This window comes from Streptomyces kunmingensis, assembly GCF_039533535.1.
Lineage (GTDB): Bacteria > Actinomycetota > Actinomycetes > Streptomycetales > Streptomycetaceae > Streptomyces > Streptomyces kunmingensis.
In genome coordinates, this window is the sequence record NZ_BAAATS010000037.1 from 67820 (window position 1) to 90067 (window position 22248).

Consider the following 22248-nt stretch of genomic DNA (forward strand, 5'->3'; position numbering starts at 1 on the left):
CGCAGCGGTCGCACGGCGACCCCACCGGCACCCGGTGCCTCGGCAGCCGCTGAGGGGGAAGACGCCCCTGCCGGTGCCTTCGTGCCGGGTGCCCAGGTCGCCGCGGGCCTGCGCACCGGCGGTGCGAGGACCCCGTCCTCCACGGCCACGCTGGGCGCACGGGCGGGCCGTCCCCTCTTGCTCGCCACCGCTGTCGCGGGCGCGGTCCTGGCCTCCGCGCCTTTCCTCCAGGCGCGAGGGGAGACCTTGGTCCAAGGCGGCAGCATCGGTGAAGCCGTTCCCCTGACCGCACCGTCGTCGGCCCCGCAAGACACGGACGGCTCCGGCGGTCCGGCCAGTTCCATGCCTCTTCAGGATCCGGCAGATGACGCCGGGGCAGCCGTTGTGCCCGAGCCCGCGGCCACTCCTTCGCCCCCGAAGGAACATGTGAAGGGGAAGACCTCTTCGACCCGGGACAACTCCCCGGCCGGCACCGCCTCGACCACGCGTCCCGCACTGATCGGACCGCGGGTGCCTTCCGATCCCGACGTGTCCGGCCGCGGTCACGACTCCCGTGACCGGACACCGGGTTCCGCGACAGCAGCTTCTGACGAGTCCCCGCTCACCAGCGGTACGGGGCCCAAGACCCTCCTGGCCGGACACTCCACCGGTGACCAGCAACCCTCGGACGACTCGCCCGAGGCAACCGTCGCGCGTTCGAAGAGCGCTGTCGACCCGGATGCCTCCGATGCGCCGAAGACCACGGCGCATGCGCTCGACACGAGCACCGGCGCGGCGAAGACGGCCTCCCGGCGCACGTCGAGTGAGACGGAGAATACGGCCGAGGGTGATACCGGCACGTCCGGCTCAGACGCCGGGACCAAGGACGGTGACTCCGCATCAGACAAGCCCGAAGCAGAGTCGACGCGGAGGGACGACGGGGCGGCCGAGCGGAAGAACGCGCAGTGGAGCCGACTCACTGTTGACGGTGGAACGGTCCTCCACCCCGGCGAGTCGGTGGCGTCCAACCGCATGCGCATCAAGATGAGTCACACCGGAAATCTGGTGATATCCGATGAGAACGGTGTCATCCGGTGGGCTTCGCACACGGCCGGCGAAGGGTACAAGGCCGTCTTCAGCTCGAATGGCAACCTCATAGTACGTACGCAAGACGGCCGACGAGCCTGGTCGAGTAGGACCAAGGGGCATGACGGCGCGCAGCTGGTGATACACAGGAACGGGAACGTCACTGTCTCGGTGCCCGACGGCACAGTTCTCTGGTCGGCCGGCACACAACACTGAACATGGCTGGGCCCTCCTCACGAAACGGAGGAGGGCCTGACGGGGGCGCCATGGGTCGCCATGGGTCGCACGACAAACGAGTCCGTGACGGGACCCATGCGTCCTTCGACACATGGGTTCGATCTCGACTGCTCGACGGGAGGATCCGGGCCACTCGAATGACGCCCTCAGTGCATGTACCGCCCACCGGATGAAGCACTACCGTTGACCGGTCCTGGGGACTTGGCGCCCTGACCGGGGTGGGGGGAGGGTGGTCCGGGTGTCTTTTCCAGGGCGCGGACGGAGACCGCGTAGACGGCTGACCGCACCCAGGCCTGCTCGGCGTCGCTGGTGGACATCTCGGAGACCAGATTCTGAAGCCTCGCCCATACTCTGGCCTCCGACCACTCCGTGAATCGCCTGAAGGCGGTCACACCTGACGGCCCGAAACCCGGTGGCAAGTGGTTCCACGTGCAGTCCGACGTGGCCACGAACACGATTGCGGCCAGTACCTCACGGTCGCTGTACCGCTGTCGCCCTCCGCCCTGGGGACGTACCGGGGCCGGTGGCACGATGCGCTGGAACATCTGCCACAACCTCTCAGGGACCATACGTTCGACCAACCGTGCTCCCACGTCGACCCCTTTCAACAGTTGCCCTGATGCCCACCAGAGGGAAACGCGTGTGCGCGGTCCTGATGCCGATCGGCTTGCCGCTCTGCGAGAACTCAGTACTGTTCATGCACCCGCCGGTGCAACTGCAGCAGGTCTCTCACGACGGCAGGCTCTGTACGCCCTAAGCCACAGTCGGTAGCGATACCGAAATTCTCCCGGACGGTTCGGGCAGCACGTATACGTCGATGCGCCCCCTCCACACCGTCCACCAGGTAGACCAGTCCCAGATACAGATCGGTCACGTCACCTGACGACAGATCAGCAAGCGGTGCGAAGTACTCCGGATCGGTCCGGTCCTGCGGTACAGGCATGTGGAGAAAGTCGATCGGCCGTGCCACACGTTCGGTGAGTGCGTTGGCCATCTCGACCAGCAGGCTGGTGTCCTTGGGCTCCACGAAGCGCTTTCCCTTCGAGTTGCCGTAGCAGAGGTGATATCCGAGTTGCACATCCGATGGGACCGCGTCGCCGAGGCCCACGAGACTCGACATGATCTGGTCGAACAGCCCGGCCTTCGGACCGGCCCAGCCTCCGAGGGCCGCGCCTTCGGACTCGAGGAGAGCCACCTCGACTGCGACGTCCCACTGGATCGCAAGATCCTCATGCGGTATCTCGTCCAGAATTCTCCGTAGATCTCCCAGGAGTGCTCGCCGATACACCGGCTCCACGGTCTCCCGGTGTTCCGGCTCCACTGTCAGCGCTATCGACGCCGTCGGCGTGGGCAGACTCACCTGAAAACGAGCTGTCGCGGGCACCTCTTGGGCGGAGCGGAGCTCTCGCATGACTTCGTAGCTGCGAAGAGCCTCGCGGGCGTACCCGAGCGCCGCGAAGTCAGCGGCATCCAGGGTGTCGGGGGACAGCGGTCGGTACCACTCGGCCCCCGCTCCATACGTCGATTCCGCGGCGTCGACGCGCTGGAAAGCCGGAGAGGCGGCAAAGGCCTTACGCTGCCAACTGCCCCACGACGCACGGTCGCCGGTCTCCCCGTCAGGAATCCTCTTCACATAGGATCCGACCTCCCGTGCGGCGGTACGAAAAACATCCGCGGAATCGGCCAGCGGGATGCTGCCGAGCAGATGTATCCCGCCAAGTCCTCCTGGGCCTCCGTCGGGTATCTTCCCTGTTCGAACTCCTCGGGCCATATGAGTCTCCTTCAGTCATAGTTCTAGTGCGACAAGGGCCATATGGCACCTGGCCCAGAAGAATCGCTCTCGCCCGGAAACGGTGATATCGCAACAGTTCTTTCGGTCTCATTCCCACTGCTCGGGGAGAGCGAGCGCGGGACTCGCCGTCTCGGCAGCACCGGTTCTACGTGACGCCAGCAGACGAGCAACAGCACTCTTCGTCTGTGTATCCCGGGGCATGAAAATATCTAGAGTCTGGTCCCGGTCAGCTTTGGGCGACACCTCTTCCATGTCGAACCGAAGGGACCCCACTGCAGGATGATTGATCAGCTTCCGTCTGGGAAAGTCGACTGCTACATAATGCAGGGTCCATAAACGCCGGAAGTCCGAACTCTGGCTGTTGAGCTCGGCAACCAGGGATTGCAGGCGGCGGTCGCCGGGGTGACGGCCGAAATCCAGGCGCAGCATCCCTGCGACATGGGCGGCCACATTTTCCCAGTCCTCGAAGATTCGAGATTCCTTGTCGAGAAAGAACCAACGGGCGATATTACGCTCGCGCGACGGCTTGGCATAGAAGTCCGCGATGACCGCTCGGGCTGCCTCATTGACAGCCAGAATGTCTGTTCCTCGACCGTGCAGCACAGCCGGGATGTCACCGATGGTCTCCATAAGATTCATCAATCCAGGCCGGGCCGACTGAGCCGGCGAAGACCGTCGCAGCGGCCGAGTGGCGCGGGCAAGATCGAACAGATGCTGGCGTTCGACCAGACTCATCCCCAGAGCCAGGGCAATCGCGCTGAGGACCTCTTCCGACGGAGCATTCTTGCGCCCCTGTTCGAGCCGCGTGTAGTAGTCGACACTCACGCCCGCCTTGGCGGCCACCTCCTCTCTTCGCAACCCGGGAACCTGCCGGGCGCCGGAACTGATCAGCTGCTCCGGAGCAGGCCTCGCTGCCTGCCGTCGGGACCGTAGGAACTGGCCCAGGACTGCCTCCTGATGCACCACAGCAAGTCACTCATCTTCCGTCAGTGGGTCGAGCCGGCCTTCGCGGACAAAGACGGAGGTCCGTCTTGGTTCTCCGTTCTGGTGAGGTGACGAGAGGAGCAGATCGACATGGTCAGCCGGGTCAGCTGCGCACCGGAGCATCAGCTGTGGCCATGTCGCCACCCTGGGATCTGCTTGTCTTCCCACCGGTCTTCTGCACGTCGACGGTGCGGGGGTCCACGGCCTCTCCAGGTGCCCCTCGGCGATAGACCCCGTCGGGGAGGGCGTCGCGATCATGCGGCAGCAGGAAGAAGACGCGGCGTCGGTAGAGGCCGCTCTCCGGATCCGCCGACGCTTGATCACCAAGTTCGGCGTAGCCGACGATACGTCCGTCCCGCGCATAGCCGGGTCTGCTCCGACGACGGGTTGTTTTGTCGATTGCCTGCCGGACGTAGTCGAGGTTCTCGAGATCTTCGAGCCACACCACACGCTCCTCGTAACAGAGGTCACCATCGGTGAGCAAAGAACTCATGGCCAGGTCCTCCTGCAACTTCTATCGATCAACGCCCGCCTTGACGGGGAGAGAAACATATTCATCGCCATGAAGATCCCGCGCCGGGAGCATGATGGAGAGTCGTAAAATTGAGGAAACAGTCATTCCGACAGCGCGATGCCCGGATAGTATTTACGCCCGTTCGACTTGATCATTTCTGCGGGCGATGTCAGACCTACTTCTCGTCGGACCCGCACGGCAAAGGCACGAGGGCGCGCTGGAACAATCCCCTCTTGCGCGCTGCACCAGGAACTGTAAGCGGCATAGAGAAGACTCTGCTCAACACGGTGTTCGAAGCCGGCTCCGGTATCGCGAATGCAGCGGTTCTCGATAAAACGAGCGATGTGTTCCTCGCTGGTGGAGTATGCGGTGTTTGCACGGCGCACGCGGTCGGGGCCTTCCAGGCTGCCTCGGGTGGCGAGATAGCGGCCGGCCCCCTCGACAAGCCACTGAAGAATTCCAGGGCCTTCGTCACGGACGAGCTCGAAGGCAAGATTGTCTATCCTTCGACCATCCGGAACAACACGATCCAAGGGCAGCAGACGGATACGACGCCAGAAGGAGGACCCACCGATGGCGACTCCAGGGCGCTGATTACCCATGATCCACAGATGGTGCGTGGGGGCAAAAGAGAAACTTTCCTGCATCCGACGAGCCTTTATCCTGTCCCCGCCGGTGAGGAAGTTGACTCGCGTCTCGTCGAACTTTTCACCGCGCCTGGGCTCGCTGCATACGATCAGACGGCGCCCATGGAGTTCCGCGAGATCGGACAGACTCTCAGAAGCCGCGCCGCGTTCCATAAGGAACCCAGAAGGTGCGGTGTCCGCATAATCCCCGAACAGCTGCATCATGGTGTCGAGCAGCACAGATTTTCCGTTGTATCCCTCTCCACAGAGAAAGGGTAGTACCTGGGCCCCCACATCACCCGTGATCGAGTACCCCAACAGCACCTGTAAAAAATCGATCATATTTCTACCGTCGGTGCCCTCTCCGAAGATATCGGAAAGGAACCTGTGCCATCGAGGAATCCCCATTACTTCTGGAGCCACGCTGGTGGCGCGGGAGTGCAGGTCTTTGCCGGGATCAGCAGCGCGCATCCGACCGGTCGAGAGGTCCACGACTCCGGCAGGCGTGCACAGAGCGTATGCATCGCTGTCGAGCGCATCGGGGCTGACGGACAGGTCCGGGGAAGCCTCGGCATGAGCGAGGAGCGCCTTCATGCCGAAGGTCGACAGGGTCCGCCTCCGGTGCTGCTGCAGCTCCCGATCGTTGAAGAAACCATGTGTGTCGCTGGCGGGCATCCTCTCCCCCATCTCACCCGCGGCCCACAGGGCAGCCTTCTCCGCACCATCGCGCTTCCATCGATAGCCGTCCCGGACCAGCCAGCCGACTCCCTCGGCATGACGAAAACGATCATGGTTGAGATCGACGAACAGCCTTGCATTGCCTCGATCGGTGAGCGACCCCGGCAGTGGACCGGGCCAGCAACGAACGTCAGCGCCGGCGGAGGGCCACGGCTGATCAACAGCAGCCACGGCGGAGCTCGCACTCGTACGTGAGCGAGGCAGCGGTCGCTGAGTGCCGACACGGGCACCGCGGTCCGTGCTGTCGTCGCGACTCATGACACTTCCTTCAAGTGGAGCGGGAGGACGGATGGGAGTTGCTCCGGCCAGGGCGGCGCATCCGTTGTCGGCGCCCGCCATGGGAAATGCCGTGCTTACAGCGCCGCGCGGCAGGACGCAGACCGCGGGTCACCTGGTTTCCGCGACTGCTCCACCAGAGTCCGTGACCAGCCGCGCCACACACCTCGGATTCGGCGTCAGGCGGCAGTCCGCACTCAGGAGGTGGTCCCACCTGCATCCCGTGCGCATCCATGAGCCCTCAGCGGCACCACACGGGCCGGCGGACCGCTGTCTCATAGCGCGGGGTACAGATCGGCAGAGAGCGTGATCGCGGCAGGCTTTGAACGCCACCTGTGTGCAATGACTCCACAGCGGGCGACCCAGCGGTCACAATCGGCTGGATGAGCAGTCCGAGGCGACTTCGGTCATCATGCAGCACCGGTTACGGATGGCCACTCCCATTCGGGTGGAAGCAACATCGACTGTCCGCCCCCGGTTTCTCGGTGGGCTACCCGTAGCTGCTGAAGCGCGATGGATCGCTGGCATGACTGATGCAAGAGACAGCACCATGTTGCTGCTCGGGTACGACACCATCACACATATTGCGTTGCTGCTCTTTCCCTGTCGTCTCTGCCTGTGTGGGGATGACATCCGACGAAAACTCCTAGCAGGGGCTGTTCTTGGAATTCGTAAAGGAACAGTACACACGGCCCCATTCCCCTTCGGTCAAGGGACGCAAGGGACCGCGTTCTTTGAGAAGCCTAAAACCTGCAAGGGGCACGAGCCGGAACTTTTTGCGGACGCCACCGTCTGCGACAAGCGCCACAGCACCAAGTTTTCACCAAGAAGATGTAAAGCAACGGCACAGCATGTCGCATATAACACGAAAAGTAGGGCCCGAAGGGATCCTCCCAGGGGGATTCTCGGAGCACTCGACAGCAAGTAGATGTAGGAACACACGAGGACTGACAGGCCGTGGCCGCAACTTCACTCCCGGAATCACCTCCTGACGCAAAGCGGACTAAGGGCCCCAAGATGTACATCTCTCCATGACGCCTCAGTCTTTCAAGAGGGCAAACTCCCACCCGAACTCTCGACCCCCGCGACGAGTGCCGGCGATTCGCTCCACATTGGGAGCGCAAGGGCCGGACAGCCTTGAGCTATTCCGGCCTGTTCATAAATGTCTGCACCAAGGGCCCTCACATCATCCTCAAAGAGAGTCCCTTGAGTCCCTTGAGTCCCTTTTTCGCGTCCCGGGCATCGATGTATACTCGCCAAGGGTTCTGGAGTAGGGCCGTGCACGCCTCCACCCGTCTATAGGGTGAGCAACGAGTCGATCGGTCGGCATACAGCGTGTTTTACTGTCGAATTCCGATAGTGTCGTCTGTTTACGATTAGCGATCGCAGTGCGCCGGCCGACCGGAAGATGCCAGAGCAGTCATCTTCCGCCTCGGGCAGCAAGCCCGAACAGCGCGCGCCGGTGAGCGATCCGCGACCGGTCCGAGAGACGCCACGGCTCCTCGCAAGCACGCGCGAGGGCCGCAAACGGGTAGTGACTCGTCCGCGATTCGAACCCAAGGGTGCTGAACCGCTGCGGACTGCCCATCATGCCGTCGTCGGCCGACCCCCCTAGCCCGAGGAGGCGACATGACCACGCCCCAAGAGACCGCCCCTGGACTCATCCGCGCAGTGGCCGAGTGGCTGCACATCAACGGCATCGACCCCGCCGATGTGCCCGTCGACTCAGACATCAGTATCGACCGGAAGACACTCAGCGGTACCCGTCACATCCGTTACAGTGCGCTGCTCCGCAACGAACTCGGCCACCTGTATCACGACCCGATCACCGGCCGGCCTGCGGTGGAGGATCGGACAGCGGTGTTGACGGTCGCCCCACCGTTAGGTTTCTCATGGCTCAGCAATGGAGCCTCCAACCTTCGGATCCCGCACGGCTCCTCCTCCGGTACGGCTCTTGATGTTCCGCAACAGGACCATGTCCCACCGGATCCGGCATGACTGCCTCCCCCCGTGGAGCAGCTGGCCCGTGGGGTGGTGTCACCAACTCCCAAAGCGCTGGCAGGCCGCTGATCGATGCCCCTGTGTGCCGAGCGGCGGCAGACGGTTCGGCTCCGTTGATCGCGCTTCGCGACCCGATGGACGACGTCGCCCAAGCAGTGCTTGAGTACCCGAGGGACCCCAGCGAGCGACTAGTTTCCGGCACTATTGCGCAGGGAGCGCTCCTGACCGCGGACACCGTCACAGATCTGGCAGACGCCGTCTGCGGCGAGCGGGTCCCGTATCCGGACCCCGAGGTCATCGACCTGACGGTCGAACCCGCACAGGTCGGCCGAGAACCTGGTTGGGACGCCACTGAGCAGCAGGCCCTGCAAGACAGCGGGCAAGCGTTCGAGGTGCGGATGCGCTCGTCGACCAGGTCATCGTGTGGCTCGGACCGCAGACGGGGAAGCGTGCAGCCGTCCTGCGCGGTGACCTCGCACACATCGGTGCGGAAGAGCTCGACCGGGCGACCGGGAGCGCGTCGACGGAGCCGGTCCTGCGGTCACTGCCCGCGGCCCGAAGGCGGTCTCCGGTGGACGTGGGCACGTCGCTCATGTCCTGGCCGTCAGCGGCACCCTGCCGATGAGCGTCCACCCGAGACCGTCGGCTCCTTCGACCGCGAACCGGCGGTCGGGCCACTGCTCACACCAGCCCGGCAACTGGCCGACATCATCCCCGGTTCGACCGAGTCGGTCCACGACATACAGAGCGAGAGGCCGACCGCCTCCCGCTGCAAGGAGAGCCGGAGATCCCCGACCACCGCTGCGCCCTGGTCAACTCCTGCTGACCGCCGGCCCGCCCAACTCGCCACGACCCAAGGAACACTGCGGTGCTACTCAGCCAGTCACTCACCGACATCCACGAGACGATCATCATCCTTCCGGGCGGTGGTATCCATGTCCACGGTCTTCTGTACGAGGGGCCCGAGCCGCTCGAGATCCTCATCGAGCGCGTCTGCCGCCCTCTCCACCCCGTGGCCGTCAATATGGACAGACTGATCCGCCTCAACATCGGCCACCCAGACGGCCACGTCGAGCAGTACCAGATGGCTGCCGACGGCACACTCCACCCCCATCAGGTACCGGACACCGCCCCCGCGGCCACCGACCCGATCTGGAGCCAGGGCATCCCGCAGGACTCCGGTCTCCTAGGTCCCATGCGTGCTGCCCACCGCGCGGGTAACTGGCGAGCAGCGCGGCAGGAGGCCCACCGCGCCACTCAGCGCCTCATCGCGCGACACGGCCCCGACCACCCGTACGCGGCGATGGGCAACGAGCTGCAGGCCTACTTCGCCCTGATGGATCAGGACCGCACCGCCGGAGCGGTCCTGTCCACCGCTTCCGCCGACGCGATCCACCGGCTGGGCGGTCCCCCGGCCCAGTTCAAGCACCACCTCGCGAACGCTGTTGCAGCCTGGCTCCACTCCGACCGCGACACTCGCCCCGGCGGACCGGGATTCGCTGTCGCTCACGCTTTGCTGCGCATTACCCCTGACGACCACGTCCCGATCGGCGTCGTGCTGAAGCTACTCACCAAGGACCGGGCATGACGACCGTCACGGCACCGCCATGCCATGCCACCAGAACAGTGTCGGCGGTAACAGCACTCGCGCCTGCGCCGACCGGGCACGCTTGGGTCAGGGCCATGCTCGCCGGCAAGCAAAGGGGTCGGCGGAGGCTGTCAGCGACAAGTCTCGGCGCTGCTGCGGTCGGCCGAGGTGGTCGCTATGTCGCTGGCGGGCCTGGTCGGTGGCCGCCCTCGAGGTCCCGCATCAGGTTTTGAGCGGATCGAGGTGCCGCCCGGCCGGCTGGACGGTGTGCCGGGGTGATCCGGGCGCCTTCGCTCAGACCATCACCGACGCCGACACATGATCCGGCAGGCCGTGGACAGGTGCAGCTGTGGGAGCCCAACCGTTTGGTACGGGCCCGTCCCGCCGGCCCGATCCTGCCGACCCCCACCGCGGTTGGCGTATGCCGGCAGTGCCAACCTCCCGGTTCGCTGCATCGATCAGGGCCGTGTCGAGGCCGAGCACGTCGGTGGCGATGCCCCGCCCGCGGTCCCGGCTCCTCCTGCCCGGACCGAGCCCATTCGTCTCGTCGGGCACATCGCTTGATCGACCTTCGGCCGCGGACCGTCGTCGCTGTCAACGAGAGTTCGACGGAAGTTACCGAGCACGCGCCGCCGCGACCGAACGGTCCGCGTGGGCCTGCACAGCTCCACGGGCGACGGCGTACGCCTCTGCCTCGCGCTCGGCACTGGGGCGCAGCCGCCGGTTGCAGTGCATGTGAAGAAGCGCTGCGAGCACTTCGTCCGGATCTGTCCAAGCCTGTTCGCGGGCCGCCTCACGAACCGCAGCACCGAATACGCCCAGGCTCTCCCGCCATTCCCGCTCCAGTTCGGTTACTGGCTGTGTGGCTGAGTCCGTGATCAGGCTGAGGGCTTCCCGCCGGTGGCGGACGAACAGTTTGTGCGTGGTCTCGACCTTGGGGATCTGGGACAGGACCCAGGTACGGGTTGCCTCTTGGTCACCCTCGTGGAAGGCGTTGATCATGCTCACGAGATCGGGTGCGACCAGGATGGGATCCGTGTCCTGGTGCAGCTTGCTGAGGGCGATCCGACTGTCACGGTGGAAGACTTGTTCGGCCAGGGCAATGCAATGAGGGCCTCCGTAGCGTTCCACCTCGGGTCGGTAGGGGTGCAGCGAGAAGTCCCCACAGAGCCCCGCCGAGCGCGACGCCTCGATGTGGTTCCGGAACGCGGGAAGCACGTGACTGTTGAGTGTTGTCCCCTCGCCGTGGACTCGGATGCGCAGATGTTCGCGTCCGGTGCCGTGGTCCCGGTATCGGATGAAGAACCACTTGTCCACCTGGTCAGGGTCGAGAGCGTCCAGCCACGGACCGAGGTGGTCGACGAGCAAGTGCCTCTGGGCACTCGGCGAACAGTGAACCTCCGCGGACATCCAGTCGCCGCCCGGCGTATGGGCTGAGAAGGCTGACCGCGGGGGAGCCAGGGGAACCGCACGACGACGATCCGGCATCCGTGCCGACCGGAAGATCGGCACGACGATCTCCGCCTCGTGACTTCCGCGCGGTCCCTGCAGCCAGCTGGTGTGGGGTGCGAGATCCTCCTGCACCACTGCTGGAGAATCTGGCGTCACGGCTCTGCGGAGCAGATCTCGGTGCGCCGACGCATCGAGGTCGAGTGCCAGGTGCTGGTCCTGATGAACCAACCTGATACGACTCGGAACCCGCCAGCGTGCGATCCAGTCGTCGAGTGAACCGTCGGCCAGGTCGGAGGAGGTGAGACGCCACCGTGCCGGGCTGAGAATCACCCGTCCGAGGCGAACGGAAGGCAGATAGGGTGCATCGGCCATGGCACCCCAGTCCCAGGGCCGCAGGGGCACTACCTCCGTGAGAGGGGCCTCCAGCAAAAATCGGGTGATGTTGGGAAGGTTCTCCCTGTTGGTCATGTGAGGAGCCACCGGGTGGATCTCCCGGCCCGATGCGAGGTCGTGGATGCGGAAGCCATGTGTGTCCGCACTGATCACGATGTCGGACAGTGCCAGGGTTCCGTCCGCTTCCGTGTCACTGAAAAGCCCTGTCCGCAACTGGTGCGGCACGACCCGAGGGGTGCGGGAGACGTTGGACAGGCTCCGGTCGGCGGCGGCGGAGAACACTTGCACCGGCACGGGGGCATCGGAGTTGTCGTGGGATGTGCCCAGCAGATCGGACAGCGTGTCCGCTTGGCCGAGCAGGTCGGTGAACCGTCCCCATGACGCACCGCCGTACGGTCCGATCACAGGAGACAGCTCCACGAGGAAGCTGCCTTCCGAGAGATCGTCGACCGAGGGAGCGATCAACCGCGCGTAGACGTCCGCCGAGGCGGGAGGCTCGCCGGTCGGCGCACCGACCTGAGCGACTTGTGCCTCGGTGAGGTCGATGTGTTTCCCCGAGGTCCAGGCCTCCACAAGCAGCTGATGCAGCAGAGCTGACCGGGCAGAGTCGACTTCCTCCCCGGATGAACCGACGCGATGGCCCGCCGGCCATGAGTACCCTGCCGGCGGGCCAAGACCGGTGTCGGGGTCGAGAAGACGCGCTACGGGCACGGTCTCGCCGATGCTGTAACGCTCCAGGAACTCATCGTGGTAGGAACGCAGCGCCAGTTCCCGCGGGCCACGGGTGGGAAAGAGGTGCCAGAGCGCTGTAGCCGCTTTGCTGATCTCGTCGAATACGGGTTTCGGCAGACACAGCCTGGCGTCGAGTGCCACGTCCGTCTGGACGGATGTGCCGCTCTCCGTCAGATGGTGCAGCTCACGTAGGACGCCCGTGCCCTGGCCGACGCGGGTTTCCGCGTATGCCGCGAATGCCGCCTCGAGCTCATGGGCGTCTTCTGTCAGTGCCCGGTTGCGGGCCAGGGCACGCCACGGCGCCGGGTCCTCAGCGGCCGGCTGGACGTTGGTGAGCAGCACACCGAGAGCCACCAACTGCTGCGTCAGTAGGCCTGCTTGGCGGTGGGAAAGGGCGGGGTAGCTCTCGGTCAGACCGTCCACGAGGTCCGTGTACCGCACGGGCTGCCGTGCTCGCTCCATCGCTTCCGCGACGAGTTCGGTACGACGGATGCTCCTAACCCTCGGAGGATCCGCGGCCCCCGTCGGAGGTATGACGACCCGTCCGCCCTGCCGCCGGCAGAGGTTGTTCGTGATGACCCGGGCTTCGGCCAGAACCTGGGGGTCCGCCTCCCAGGTGCTGGCCCTCATGCCCAGCCACTGGCTGTCGGGCAGCGCACGTTTGCGGGGCAGTTCCCCCAGTGTCGCGTTCACGGTCCGGTGAACTTCGACCACCTCACCGATCGCCACTCCGGCCAGGAGACCGAAAGGCGTCGGGCGTCCCGTGATGCGAAGGCCGTAGCGCAGGAGAGAGCGCCCGACGCGTGCTTCGTCAGCGGGTGACATGGAGACACCGCTGCGCAGGCGTTCGACGGCGGAGGTGAGAGACGGGCTGGAGAGCCTCAAAGCCTCCAGCAGTACACCGAGATCCTCGTCTCCCTCGCCGGAATCCAGCAGGGCGGCGACGGGATCGTCGTCACGTATCAGGCGTCCGGCGCTCTCCTTGGGCAGGAGAGCAGCGCGCAGGAGAAAACGGTCGGAGTGTACGAAGGTCGGGTCCATGCGAGTCTGCCTGGTCCTGCGGTGTGCTGACGGCGGTGATGTGGAAAGCCCTGCTGGGCGAGGGCGCCGAGCCCCCTCACCCAGCAAGACGGCTACCGGCCGGAATCCTTACCAGGTCTTGGAGCTGAGGGACCGGGCGGACTGCGAGTTCCCCTGGGCCTCCAGCGGCTCGTCCTGTACTTCGATGTCGAGCATGTCGACGATCTGTTCGCTGTTCATCATGCGTCCTCTCGGTCGGGATCCGCGACAACCTGTCGCGTATGGCACGCGGCTTGCGGAACGCCCACCCCCACGTGGGAATCCGCATGTCGCTCGCTCTGAGCGAGCCAGGCATGTTGTCGACCAACATGAGGATGAGGCTGGCGGAAATCACCGGTCACGGTGGTGCGGGACGCACCGTTCGAGGTGGAGGAACCTCGTGGAGACCGCGCTCTTCCTGCCAGGATCACCCTTCGGCCTCTGCCATGGAGTCCATTCAGTCAGGTTGATCGACGCCGAACCAGCACCCGCTTGGTCCCCTGGGTCATAGGTCTGCCAGGCCCTGGCCCGCAAAGCCGCTCCGAGCGGTTTCGATCGTGTTGTGTGCCGGTCCGCCTGCCCCACCGGCGGTCACTTCACCGAGCCCGCCATGACACCCTGGACGAAGTGGCGTTGGAAGGCGAAGAAGACGATCACCGGCACCACCAGGGACAGGAACGCCCCAGGTGCGAGCACGTCGATGTTGCTCCCGAACTGCCTGATCTGCGACTGCAGTTCGACCGTCAGTGGCTGCGCCGAACTGTCGGCGAACAACAGCGCGACCAGCATGTCGTTCCATACCCACAGGAACTGGAAGATGGCGAGACTCGCGAGAGCCGGCCGCCCTACCGGCAGCACGAGCCGCGTGAAGATACGCCACTCCCCGCCCCCGTCCATGCGCGCGGCCTCCAGCATCTCCTTCGGCATCTCCGCGAAGTAGTTGCGCAACAGGAAGATCGCGAACGGCAGCCCGTAAGCCACGTGGAAGAGGACCACTCCGGGGATCGTGCCGAACAGCCCCAGCTGCCCGAACAGTTTGGCCACCGGAAGCAGCCCGATCTGCACGGGCACCACCAACAGCGCGACCACCAACAGGAAGACGTTGTCCCGTCCTGGGAAGTCCAGCCAGGCGAAGGCGTACCCGGCGAGCGCGGCGATGACGACGACGAGGAACGTGGTCGGCACCGAGATCAGCACGGTGTTCCAGAACGCCCGGGTCATCCCCGAGTTGCCGAGCAGCTCCGAGTAGTTGTCGAAGGACAGCTGACGGGGGCTGGCAAGTGCGGTCCACCAGCCCCCGCCGGCGGTGTCCTGTGAGGAGCGCAGCGATGACAGGAAGAGACCGGCGAGCGGGGTGAGCCAGATGAAGCCGATCAGTACCAGGAACGCCTGGACCAGGCCGTTGCCGAGCCCTCGCCTGAGCGCGTTCATCGTTGACTCCTTCGGAAGCGGCGGACGTTGAAGACCATGGCGGGGACGACGAGTAGCAGGAGCAGCACTCCGAGCGCGCTGCCGAGCCCCTGGTTGTTGCCGCCTCCGAAGGACACCAGCCACATCTGGGTGGCGAGCACGGTGGCGTCCTCCTGCACCGGCCCCGGTGCGATGACGTAGACGAGGTCGAAGACCTTCATCACGTTGATGACCAGGGTCACGAAGACCACGGTGAGGACGGGCGCGAGCAGCGGCACGGTGATCCGGCGGAAGATCTGCCATTCGTTCGCGCCGTCCATCCGGGCCGCCTCCAGCGTGTCCCGCGGCAGCGCGGCGAGGCCGGCGCCGATGAGCACCATGGCGAAGCCGGTCCAGATCCACAGGTACGCGCCGATGATGGCGGGGGTGACGAGCGCGGGGCCCAGCCAGGAGATCCCCTCGTAGGGCGGCGCGAAGTTCGACCCGGGCAGCCGCATGGTGTACGAGCCTTCGTCGAGCCCCTGGAAGCGGAAGGAGCCGTCGGCCGCGGTGGTGGCGCTTGCGACCGTCTTCCCGTCGCGCACCGCCTCGACGCTCATCTGCGGCAGTCCGTTCTCGTCCCGGTCGACCTCGCCCTGCCTCCCTCCCCCGCCGCGAGTGAAGTCCAGGTAGACGACGCCGCGCAGCTCGTCAGCGGAGGCCTTGCGCGTCGCTGCCGGGTAGGCGGGCCGCGCGTCCGGGGGAAGGTCCTCGGCGCGTACGCCGACCAGACCGAGCCCGACGGTGTCACCGGGCGACACCGCCGCGGTCGTCCCGTAGGAGCCGTCGGCGCCCTTCGTGAGGCCCTGGCCTTCGCGGGCCCGGGCGGTCGGGTACGACGACGCACTCTTGAAGGCGTCGTGCACGGAGACGACTGCGGCGTTCAAGACGCCTTTCTCAGGGTCCTCGTCGTAGGCGAGCCGGAAGACGATGCCCGCGGCGAGGAAGGAGACGGCCATCGGCATGAACAGCAGGAGCTTGAACGCCGTCGCCCAGCGCACCTTTTCGACGAGCACGGCGAGTACGAGGCCGAGTCCGGTGAGCAGGGTGGGCGCGACAACGACCCAGATCGCGGTGTTGCGGACGGCCTTGAGCGTGGCCGGGTCGCGGAACATCTCGGCGTAGTTGTCGCCGCCGACGAACCGGTCGCCGGAGGCGTCGAAGAAGCTGCGGCCGATGGAGAACAGCACGGGGTAGACGACGAGCGCGCCCAGCAGGAGCAAGGCGGGGAGGACGAATGCGAGGGCGCCGACCCGCGCCCGGCGCCGGGCGCGCCGTTTGCGGTCCTGATCGGCCTGCGCGACGGGTGCGGGGTTCGCCTTTTCGATGAGTGTGGTGGTCATGGCGATCAGTCCTGGTACGCCTTGGCGGCGGCCTTCTCCAGCGCTGCCGCGGTCGCCTTGGGGTTGGACGGGTCGCGCAGGAAGTCCTGGAGGAGCTTCCACTCGCCCGTGCCCTTGGTGCCGCCGAACGAGGCCGGGGCCTGGTCCGACATGTCGAAGCGGACCGAGTCACCGGCTTCCACAAGGGACTTGGCGGTCTCACGGGTGATGTCATCACCGTAGGAGGCGAGGTCGAGCTTCTTGTTGGGGGAGAGGAAACCGCCGGCCCCGGCCCAGACCTCGGATGCCTCGGGGGTCGCGAGGTACTCCAGGAACTCCATGGCGGCCGCCCGGCTCTTGCCGTCCTTGAGGACGACCGCGGCGTCGCCGCCGCTGACCACGGGTGCCTTGCCGTCGCCGACCGCGGGGAAGGGGAAGAAGTCCGTGTCCTCGCCGATCTTCCTGTCGAACTGGTCCTTGGCGACGCCGGCCACGAAGTCGCCCTCGTAGACCATGCCCGCCACCGGCTCGGGGCCGAAGACCTTCTCGACGGATCCGGGGAAGTCGGTGTTCAGGGCGCCCTTCTGGCCGCCGTCTATCAGCTGCTTGTCCTTGAAGAGCTTGCCGAGGGTGGTGAGGGCGTCGACCACGGTCGGGTCGGTCCACTTGATCTCGTGGGCGGCGAGGGCGTCGTATTTCTCGGTGCCGGCCTGCGAGAGGTAGACGTTCTCGAACCAGTCGGTGAGCGTCCAGCCGTCCTGTCCGGCGACGGAGAAGGCCGCGAGGCCCGACTCGGAGACGGTCCGTCCGGCTTCCAGCATCGCGTCGTACGTCTTCGGCGGCTGGACACCGGCCTCGTCGAGGGCGTCCGGGCTGTACCAGACCGTCGACTTGTGGGCGGCCTTGAAATACAGACCGTACAGGCGGCCGTCGACGCTGCCGTAGTCCTTCCACACCTTCGCGTAGTTGGCGTCGACGGACTTCTGCGCGGTCTCGGACAGCGGCTCGAGCCAGCCTTCCTTCGCGAACTGCTGGAGCACACCGACCTGCGGAACCATCACGACGTCGGGGGCGTTGCCTCCTTCGATCTTGCTGCCGACGACCGTGGAGACGTTGTCACCGGTGGAGGTGAACTGGGTCTTCGCACCGGTCTTCTCGCTGAATGCGTCCAGGACCTTCTGGAAGTTCTTCTGTTCGCTGCCGGACCAGACACCGGCCACGTTGATCGTCTCGCCGCTGAGCGGCTTGTCGCCGCCGCCCGCCGAGACGGGGCCGCCGCCTCCGCAAGCGGTGGCGCCGAGGGACAGTGCGAGGGCGGTGCAGCTCATGTACATGGGCATGCGTCGTCGCATCATCGTTGATGTTCCTTCGAGGAGGTGGAAGTGCCGGGCGGCCGGCCGGGGCGTGGGTGCGAAATGGCTGGTCAGGGGTTGGTGCTGTCGTTGATCCACCACGCGGCCGTCGAACCCGGCAGGACACCGGGCGCGCAGGGGCCGCTGGACAGCAGGGGGGTGCCGGACACCGGCGCGGGTGTGGGCGCCGTACCGAAGTTGACAGCGCACACCAGGCCGTCGCCGCGGACGAAGCCGAGGACGCCGGGCGGGGTCTCCAGCCAGCGCAGCGGGCCCTCACCCAATTGGGGGAGTCCGGCGCGTAGTTGGAGTCCGTCGCGGTAGAGGTGCCAGAAGGAGCGAGTGTCGGCGAGGGCGCGGTCGGTGGCGTACTCGGCGAACCAGTCCGGCTGCGGCAGCCACGGCTTTCCGCTCTCTCCGGAGGTGAAGCCGAACGGTGAGGCGTGACCCGACCAGGGCAGCGGCACCCGGCATCCGTCACGGATCCGGGCACGGCTTCCGGTGCGGTGGAAGATCGGGTCGGTGAGCACGTCATCGGGCAGGTCGACGACCTCGGGCAGGCCGAGCTCCTCGCCCTGGTAGATGTACGCGGCTCCGGGCAGCGCCAGCATCAGCAGTGCGGCGGCGCGAGCCCGGGCGGCGCCGAGGCCGCTGCCCTCGGTGCCCAGTTCGCCGTAGCGGGTGACCGTGCGGACCTGGTCGTGGTTGTTGAGGACCCAGGTGACTGTCGATCCGGTGCCGGCGATGTCCTGCATGGCCTCCGATATGACCTTGCGGAAGGCGTCGGCGCTCCAGGGCGCGCTGAGCAGGTCGAAGAAGAAGGCCTGGTGCAGCTCGTCGTGGCGTACGTATTTGGCGTGTTCGAGGGCGGATGGCACGGAGACTTCGCCGACGAGAAGGCGTTCCCGGCCGTCGCGGGCGGTGTACTCCTCGCAGACCGAGCGCCACTGCCGCCAGACGTCGTGCACCTCGGGCTGGTTCCAGGCGAGCGGGTTGACCGAGTCGCGGGTGCGGGCGTCGGCCAGCGGGTCGGGCGAGTCCGGCAGGTCGGGGTGCTTGTAGAGGCCGGCGGCGACATCGATACGGAAGCCGTCGACTCCTCGGTCGAGCCAGAAGCGCAGGGCGTGGTCGAAGTGGGCGCCGACCTCCGGGTTGCGCCAGTTCAGGTCGGGCTGCGCGGGTGTGAACATGTGCAGGTACCACTGGCCGGGTGTGCCGTCCGGCTCGGTGACGCGGCTCCAGGCGGGGCCGCCGAACATGGCGTGCCAGTTGTTGGGCGGCTCCGCCCCGTCCTTGCCTCTGCCGTCGGCGAAGTGGAAGCGGGCGCGGGCCTCGCTGCCGGGCGAGGCGGCGAGCGCCTGCTGGAACCACGGGTGTTCGTCGGAGCAGTGGTTGGGGACTATGTCGAGGAGCACCTTGATGCCGAGCCGCTGGGCGTCTGTCATGAGCCGCTCGAACTCGTCGAGGTCGCCGAAGATCGGGTCGACGTCGCAGTAGTCGGCCACGTCGTAGCCGTGGTCCTGTTGGGGCGAGGGGTAGAAGGGGCTCAGCCAGATCCCGTCGACGCCCAGTTTCTTGAGGTACGGCAGTCCGGCCCGTACGCCGGCGAGATCGCCGATGCCGTCACCGGTGCTGTCCAGGAAGCTGCGGACGTAGACCTGGTAGATCACTGCGTCGCGCCACCAGCGGTGCATGTTGAGCGTCACCCGTTGACCTGTCTGTGCGTGCCTCTAGTTATGCATGCATGTTAAGTAGGTGAGTCGTACAGGTGTCAACGAGTAAGCGCACATGCAGCTGAGATGTGGTCTTTATATGCTCATTTTTCATCCGGCAAAGGTCTAGGGCGGGCCGGTGGGGTTACCTAACAGGTAACTACTATTGCTCAAGACTGGCGCAGGGAGGAGAGAGTGAGGAGACGCGGAGGGGGCTCAGCCCCGGCGCGAGATGTTCGCCAGCTCGAGCGCCAGCCGCCGCACTGCGTCCTCGGGCGTCTGACGGCCGGACATCGCGTCGTACACGACGGCCTGCACGGCCAGGCTGACCTGGTCGTAGCGCGGGCTCTTGGGGCGCGGCGCCGCCGCGAGGACGCTCGCGCGAAGCGTCGGCAGATACGGGAACCGCCTGATCAGCTCGGGGTCCTTGTACAGCGCGGCCCGCACCGGCGGCAGCGCACCCTCGGTGAGAACCTGACGCTGGATCCGCTCACTGGTCAGGTACGCGATGAGACGGGCGGCGGAATCGGGATGCCGGGCATGTGCGCTGACCGCGAGGTTCGAGCCGCCGAGCACGCTCGTGCCCGGCCCGTCCGGCCCGGGCAGCGGCACCACGCCGACCTTTCCGGCGACGGGCGAGCCTTTGGCAGAGGCGCCGGCATAGGCGTACGGCCAGTTGCGCAGGAAGAGGAGACGGCCGTCCTGGAAGGCCTGTTTGGACTCCTCCTCCTTGTACGTCAGCGCCTTCTTCGGGATCCAGCCTTCGCGCACCCCTCGAGCCAGGAAGCCGATGCCGTCACGGGCTGCCGCCGAATTGACGGTAACGCGTTCGCCCTCGTCGCCGAGGATGGTGCCGCCGGCCGAGTAGACCGCCTCGGCCGCGTTCACCGTGAGCCCCTCGTACGGCAGGAACTGGCCCGCGTAGCCGTCGACTTCATACTCCGGTGCGATGGTCCTCGCCTGCTCCGCCAGCTCGGACCAGGTGCGCGGCGGGGAGACTCCCTCCTTGTCGAGGATGTCCTTGCGATAGAGGAGCAGACCCGCGTTGGTGACATAGGGGACGGCGTACAGCTGCCCGCCCCAGGTCGCGGTGTCCACGACGGGCGGCAGGAAGCCGTCGAGCGGGAAGCGGCCTGCGGGCAGTGGGGAAATCCAGCCGGCGGCGGCGAACTCCGAGGTCCAGGCGACATCGATGTTGAGAACGTCGAAACGGCTCCGGCCGCCGCGCAGGTCGGTGGTCATCTGCGCGCGGGTCTCGTCGGCGGAGTCCGGCAGCTCGACGAGAGTCACCTTCTCGCCGGGGTGCGCGCGGTTCCAGCGGTCCAGCAGCGGCCCCAGATATCCGGTGAGATCACCGGCTGTGGCCAGCGAGATCGCACCCCGCCCACCGGCGCGCGCCGCCTCGGAATGAGTGCCCGAGGAGACACAGCCTGCCAGAACCACCGCCGCGACCAGGAGTCCCCTACCCGCGGCACGCATCCACCGCATAGGTACCTCCCTGCTGCACCGGCTGCCGGACATCTACGGCCGGAGTCAGAGGCCATGTATACCCGTTAGGTATGGGCGATACTAGAGGCTGCGGCACATCGGTCCGGCGCGCGGGCCTGCGGCACCTTACTAGGACCTACGGCAGAGGAAGGGGGACGCACGAGTGCGGCTGCCTCTCCTGGCCCTGCTGGCGCGTGGCCCGGCACACGGCTACGAGCTCAAACAGGACCTTGAGCAACTGCTGGGCTCCGCGTACCCTCAGCCGAACGTGGGCCAGATCTACGTGACGCTCGGCCGCCTTGAGAAGTCGGGACTGATCGAGGGCGAAGAAGTCGAACAGTCGAACCGGCCCAACAAGAAGATCTACCACCTCACCGATGCTGGTCAGAAGACACTGCGCGCCTGGTACGAGGAGGCGGCAGAAGAGCCGCGCGTGCGGGACGAGTTCTTCATGAAGCTCGCCCTCGCCCCGCGGACCGGTCTGGCCGACCAGATCGCCCTGATCAACAGACAACGGCGTGAATACCTGAACACCATGCGCAACCTGTCGAAGCTCGCCGCGGCCGAAAGCCAGGACAACCGCATCTCCCACCTGCTCATCGAGGGCGCCATGCTGCACCTGCAGGCCGACCTCGACTGGCTGGAGCGCTGCCAAGAGGAACTGGAGGAGCTGGAATGAGCCGCAGCCGCCCTGTTCCCGAGCCGTGCGCCCAGGACGCCCCGCTTTTGCAAGCCACGGGCCTGGTCAAGACGCACTACGGCGAAGGCACGCCCGCGCATGCCGTGCGGGGCGTGGATCTCGCCGTGCGACAGGGCGAGTTCGTGGCCGTCACCGGCCCCTCCGGCGCCGGGAAGTCGACACTGCTGCACTTGCTCGGCGGGCTCCAGCGGCCGGACTCCGGCAGCCTGTGGCTGGACGGCGAACGCACCGACGCGTACAGCGAGGCCCGTTGGGCGGCCGAACGCCGACGCCGTATCGGCATCGTCTTCCAGTTCTTCAATCTGGTCTCGAACCTGTCGGTCGCCGACAACGTCGAACTGCCCGCCCTGCTCACCGGTCTCTCCACCAGAAAGGCGCGTACCGAGCGGGAGCATCTCTTCGCCGAGCTGGGACTGGAGGGCAAGGAGCGCAGCATGCCGGGCGAACTGTCCGGCGGCGAGCAGCAGCGCGTCGCGCTGGCCCGTGCCCTGGTCAACCACCCGCCGCTGCTGCTTGCCGACGAGCCCGCGGGCAGCCTCGACAGCAGGGGCACCCGCGAGGTGACCCGGCTGCTGTCGCGATTTCACCAGCGCGGTCAGACGATCGTGCTGGTGACGCATGACGCTCGGGTCGCGAGCGCGGCAGACCGGGTGATCAGCTTCTTCGACGGCCGCATCGCCGACGACGCGGCTCTGGACACCGCGCCCGCCCGCGGCACGGGCATATCCGGTGTGCTGGAACTGAAGGGCTGAGCGGCATGCACGAGCC

At 66.3% G+C, this 22248-nt stretch carries 15 protein-coding genes and 1 pseudogene; 5 read left to right on the forward strand and 11 right to left on the reverse strand.

What is annotated here, in order from left to right; genetic code table 11:
* Positions 1-426: 426 nt before the first annotated feature.
* Positions 427-1281 (forward strand): hypothetical protein, encoded by an 855-nt coding sequence (locus ABD366_RS36730; protein ID WP_324770646.1) that lies wholly within the window; start codon positions 427-429, stop codon positions 1279-1281.
* 242 nt (positions 1282-1523) lie between these two features.
* On the opposite strand, the pseudogene ABD366_RS36735 reads toward ABD366_RS36730, so the two are convergent.
* From ABD366_RS36735 to ABD366_RS36755, 5 genes and pseudogenes are all read right to left on the reverse strand, one after another.
* A pseudogene (locus ABD366_RS36735) lies at positions 1524-1895 on the reverse strand (transposase); the annotation flags it as partial.
* 92 nt (positions 1896-1987) lie between these two features.
* Complete coding sequence (locus ABD366_RS36740; protein WP_324770644.1) at positions 1988-3073, reverse strand: uroporphyrinogen decarboxylase/cobalamine-independent methonine synthase family protein; 1086 nt, start codon at positions 3071-3073, stop codon at positions 1988-1990.
* A gap of 108 nt (positions 3074-3181) precedes the next feature.
* On the reverse strand, positions 3182-4060 hold the full coding sequence (locus ABD366_RS36745) for a helix-turn-helix domain-containing protein (protein ID WP_344443233.1): 879 nt from the start codon (positions 4058-4060) through the stop codon (positions 3182-3184).
* 121 nt (positions 4061-4181) lie between these two features.
* Complete coding sequence (locus tag ABD366_RS36750) at positions 4182-4571, reverse strand: DUF6009 family protein (RefSeq protein WP_324770643.1); 390 nt, start codon at positions 4569-4571, stop codon at positions 4182-4184.
* Between the two features lie 122 nt (positions 4572-4693).
* Positions 4694-6214 carry a DNA primase family protein gene (locus ABD366_RS36755; protein ID WP_324770642.1) on the reverse strand — a complete coding sequence of 507 codons (1521 nt, stop codon included), beginning with the start codon at positions 6212-6214 and terminating at the stop codon, positions 4694-4696.
* A 1647-nt stretch (positions 6215-7861) separates the two neighbouring features.
* On the opposite strand from ABD366_RS36755, the gene ABD366_RS36760 reads away from it, so the two are divergent.
* Positions 7862-8230: a hypothetical protein gene (locus tag ABD366_RS36760; RefSeq protein WP_324770641.1), complete on the forward strand. Its 369-nt coding sequence runs from the start codon at positions 7862-7864 to the stop codon at positions 8228-8230.
* A gap of 871 nt (positions 8231-9101) precedes the next feature.
* A complete protein-coding gene (locus ABD366_RS36765) occupies positions 9102-9821 on the forward strand; it encodes a hypothetical protein (protein WP_324770640.1) in 720 nt (239 codons plus the stop codon).
* 615 nt (positions 9822-10436) lie between these two features.
* Here ABD366_RS36765 and ABD366_RS36770 read toward each other — a convergent pair.
* From ABD366_RS36770 to ABD366_RS36795, 6 genes are all read right to left on the reverse strand, one after another.
* Complete coding sequence (locus ABD366_RS36770; RefSeq protein WP_324770639.1) at positions 10437-13439, reverse strand: lantibiotic dehydratase; 3003 nt, start codon at positions 13437-13439, stop codon at positions 10437-10439.
* A gap of 609 nt (positions 13440-14048) precedes the next feature.
* Positions 14049-14888 (reverse strand): carbohydrate ABC transporter permease, encoded by an 840-nt coding sequence (locus tag ABD366_RS36775; protein WP_324770638.1) that lies wholly within the window; start codon positions 14886-14888, stop codon positions 14049-14051.
* Positions 14885-16249, reverse strand: coding sequence for an ABC transporter permease subunit (locus tag ABD366_RS36780; RefSeq protein ID WP_324770637.1), 1365 nt, complete (start codon positions 16247-16249; stop codon positions 14885-14887). The genes ABD366_RS36775 and ABD366_RS36780 overlap by 4 nt, the downstream gene beginning before the upstream one ends.
* A gap of 5 nt (positions 16250-16254) precedes the next feature.
* Positions 16255-17583, reverse strand: a complete 1329-nt coding sequence (locus tag ABD366_RS36785; RefSeq protein ID WP_324770636.1) for an ABC transporter substrate-binding protein — start codon at positions 17581-17583, stop codon at positions 16255-16257.
* 68 nt (positions 17584-17651) lie between these two features.
* Entirely contained in the window at positions 17652-19274 is a 1623-nt protein-coding gene (locus ABD366_RS36790) for a glycoside hydrolase family 13 protein (RefSeq protein ID WP_324770669.1), read from the reverse strand.
* 234 nt (positions 19275-19508) lie between these two features.
* Complete coding sequence (locus ABD366_RS36795; protein WP_324770634.1) at positions 19509-20780, reverse strand: ABC transporter substrate-binding protein; 1272 nt, start codon at positions 20778-20780, stop codon at positions 19509-19511.
* A gap of 163 nt (positions 20781-20943) precedes the next feature.
* On the opposite strand from ABD366_RS36795, the gene ABD366_RS36800 reads away from it, so the two are divergent.
* Together ABD366_RS36800 and ABD366_RS36805 are read left to right on the forward strand one after the other, a co-directional pair.
* The gene (locus tag ABD366_RS36800; RefSeq protein ID WP_324770633.1) at positions 20944-21459 is read left to right on the forward strand and encodes a PadR family transcriptional regulator; all 516 of its coding nucleotides are present in this window, start codon (positions 20944-20946) and stop codon (positions 21457-21459) included.
* On the forward strand, positions 21456-22232 hold the full coding sequence (locus tag ABD366_RS36805) for an ABC transporter ATP-binding protein (RefSeq protein ID WP_324770632.1): 777 nt from the start codon (positions 21456-21458) through the stop codon (positions 22230-22232). Before ABD366_RS36800 ends, ABD366_RS36805 begins: the two co-directional genes overlap by 4 nt.
* Positions 22233-22248 lie beyond the last annotated feature (16 nt).

Coding starts and splice junctions, on each gene's coding strand:
- ABD366_RS36740 (WP_324770644.1), bottom strand. CDS start 3,073: ATGGCCCGAGGAGTTCGAACAGGGAAGATACCCGACGGAGGCCCAGGA.
- ABD366_RS36750 (WP_324770643.1), bottom strand. CDS start 4,571: ATGAGTTCTTTGCTCACCGATGGTGACCTCTGTTACGAGGAGCGTGTG.
- ABD366_RS36755 (WP_324770642.1), bottom strand. CDS start 6,214: ATGAGTCGCGACGACAGCACGGACCGCGGTGCCCGTGTCGGCACTCAG.
- ABD366_RS36760 (WP_324770641.1), top strand. CDS start 7,862: ATGACCACGCCCCAAGAGACCGCCCCTGGACTCATCCGCGCAGTGGCC.
- ABD366_RS36770 (WP_324770639.1), bottom strand. CDS start 13,439: ATGGACCCGACCTTCGTACACTCCGACCGTTTTCTCCTGCGCGCTGCT.
- ABD366_RS36775 (WP_324770638.1), bottom strand. CDS start 14,888: ATGAACGCGCTCAGGCGAGGGCTCGGCAACGGCCTGGTCCAGGCGTTC.
- ABD366_RS36780 (WP_324770637.1), bottom strand. CDS start 16,249: ATGACCACCACACTCATCGAAAAGGCGAACCCCGCACCCGTCGCGCAG.
- ABD366_RS36785 (WP_324770636.1), bottom strand. CDS start 17,583: ATGATGCGACGACGCATGCCCATGTACATGAGCTGCACCGCCCTCGCA.
- ABD366_RS36790 (WP_324770669.1), bottom strand. CDS start 19,274: ATGCACCGCTGGTGGCGCGACGCAGTGATCTACCAGGTCTACGTCCGC.
- ABD366_RS36795 (WP_324770634.1), bottom strand. CDS start 20,780: ATGCGGTGGATGCGTGCCGCGGGTAGGGGACTCCTGGTCGCGGCGGTG.
- ABD366_RS36805 (WP_324770632.1), top strand. CDS start 21,456: ATGAGCCGCAGCCGCCCTGTTCCCGAGCCGTGCGCCCAGGACGCCCCG.